This window comes from Streptomyces tropicalis, from assembly GCF_029269835.1.
GTDB classification, from domain to species: domain Bacteria; phylum Actinomycetota; class Actinomycetes; order Streptomycetales; family Streptomycetaceae; genus Streptomyces; species Streptomyces tropicalis.
Window position 1 is genome coordinate 1 of sequence record NZ_JARJBB010000081.1, and the last position, 2,243, is coordinate 2,243.

The 2,243-nt window shown below is 67.9% G+C and carries 1 protein-coding gene; it reads right to left on the reverse strand.

All coding sequences use genetic code 11. The annotated features are described in order from the left end of the window. Positions 1 to 702: 702 nt before the first annotated feature. On the reverse strand, positions 703 to 1,461 hold the full coding sequence (locus tag P3H78_RS33060; RefSeq protein WP_276112866.1) for a GntR family transcriptional regulator: 759 nt from the start codon (positions 1,459 to 1,461) through the stop codon (positions 703 to 705). Between the last annotated feature and the right edge of the window lie 782 nt (positions 1,462 to 2,243).

The window sequence follows — 2,243 nt, forward strand, 5'->3', positions numbered from 1 at the left end:
TCTGCGGCTCTGGCGGTCGCCAACTCACGCCCCCGGGCCCGTTGGTCCTCTGGCAGGGGCAGTTCGGGTGCGTGTGGCGGAGGTGGAGCAGGTGGGTTTGCACGGACTGACGATCTCGCAGGATCGATTCTTCTCATTGGCTGCTGAGAAGGGGTGGACGAGGCCTCCCAGGGGCGGTCAGCCAGGCCCAGGAGACGTCCGGGGATGTGGAGTCCGTCTGCGACGCGCTCGATGAGCTCCATCTTCTCGATGGCTCGCCGTCCGGAGATGATCTCGCCCACGCGGCTGGGGGTCATCTTGCATGCGCGCGCGATCTGCGAGGGATAGATCCCCGCTCTCCGCGCGATGCTGAACAGGGCTGTGAAGTCGCGGGACTTGCACGCCTCAATCATCTGGGGATCGCGGAGGATTCGCTCCGGGATCGCTACCTGCTCCTGTTCCTGCATGGGCACACTCCTGCACCGGCGGCGATCGCCGAGTGTACCCACTGCGAGTATCCACATGGACCTTGTGTGGTGATCTTCCTCTTCGCCAGGCTGCTTGCTACGCGATTCAGCAGCCGGGAGCGAAGGGAGTAGACGTGCAGATGCCGCACGGGATGCCATTCGAGGGGCAGCGCCTGGGCACAGATTGCCCAGGGACGCGGGCCGCGTGGGCGGCCGGACGTCCGTCGAGGGTGAACAGCATTGGGGCCGGGGCCCGCTACCTGGCCTCGCCCAGGTTGATGGAGTGGGCCACGACGAAGGCAGCGGTGTCCATCACGGTCTGCTCGACGGCCAGCGCTCGTTTCTGGGCGTCCCAGACGGTCACGCGGGAGTCGAGCACGAAGCGTCCGACCGGGATCTCGAGAAGGTCGCAGTCCTCTCCGGAGGGAGCCCTTCCCCGGGTTTCCACCACACCCTCCGCAGGGGAAAGCCCGAGGTCGGACAGTAGGACGGTCAACCGGCGGGGGGAGGCGTCATCCTTGGCCGTACAGGTCGCGGGGGCGAGCCCGGCAGGAACGAACGTGCGCGTCAGCATCACGGGCCGGCCTTGGACGGAGAACCGTGCCTTCCAGGTCAGGGCCCCCTGCTTCGTGCCGAGTCCCAGTACGGATGCGATGCCCGCCGGCGGCTGCTCGGAGGAGACACCGATCAGGTCGATGTCGAAAGCCCGGGGCTCGCCCGCGGCCCAGGCACCTGCCCTGCCGTGGGGCTCGGCGGGATCGGGACACGGTTCATACCTGATCGCCAGCGGGGTCTGCGCGTACACACCGGAACCGCGCCGCCCGAGGGCGTGCCCGTCGTTCTTGAGGAGGTCCACGGCGCGGTTGATGGTCCGGCTCGCAACCCCGAAGTTCGCAGCGAGATCATCCTCGCCCGGCAGTCGCTCACCATCGACATAGACGCCCTGGGCAATGTCCGACCGGAGCTGTTCAGCGATGTCCACAAACATGCGCTGCGCGCTCGACGCGTCAGTCATACCGCTCCTCCCAGCTCTCCCGTCGGACCCTGATCGTACGGGGCGGAACGGCGTGTGACGAAGCCAGACTCTGGCGCGTGAACCATAGCGACAGAAAGTTCCTTACGGAACCTCTTGAGTTCCTTACGGAACTTCTGCTTAGCTGTGATCGGCACCGAGCAGCCCAGCACCCAGGGGTTGCACGACTGCCTGCCTCTGCCCGTGTGTTTTGCCTGCATATCCAGGCGCAGCACGCGTGCCTGAGGCGGCGGTTGCGGTTCCCCGCCTGCATCGCCAACCGCCCCAGGAGCAGTACGGGATGCGGCACCGCGCTGGCAGACGGCTGCACCACTGCGTCGGACGACCCGCAGATGTCCTGCGGCAAGCGCCGACAACGTCCAACAACTGCACAGCGCGATTCACCGCACGCACGACAGCCGTGACCACACCATCGAAAGGCGGGTCCGCCGGCTGGGCGAGTGGAGACCAGCCGGCCGAGAAAGGGCGCACGCCCACGACGTACCGCGCAACCGGCTCAAAAGAACGACGCGACCGACCTTGACGCTGCAACGACGCCCGGACGGATCTCCCCGGGAGAAGCAGCCTCGCGTCCAGAGATCACCGCGCGGCATCGCCGCGCACGAACCAGCAACCAACGTCGCCGGTGCCCCGAGCCGCTCAACTCGGCGCGCGCCGACGGCCTCGGCTGCTGGTGGCCCCGCCACCCCGCCGACCGCACACCACGTGCACCGCACCACCCGACCCCCGCCCGGCGCCTCCCTGCGCGCCGGACGACAGCCGAC

Excerpts from the sequence above, each read along its gene's own strand:
- P3H78_RS33060 (WP_276112866.1), bottom strand. The coding sequence starts at position 1,461 with ATGACTGACGCGTCGAGCGCGCAGCGCATGTTTGTGGACATCGCTGAA.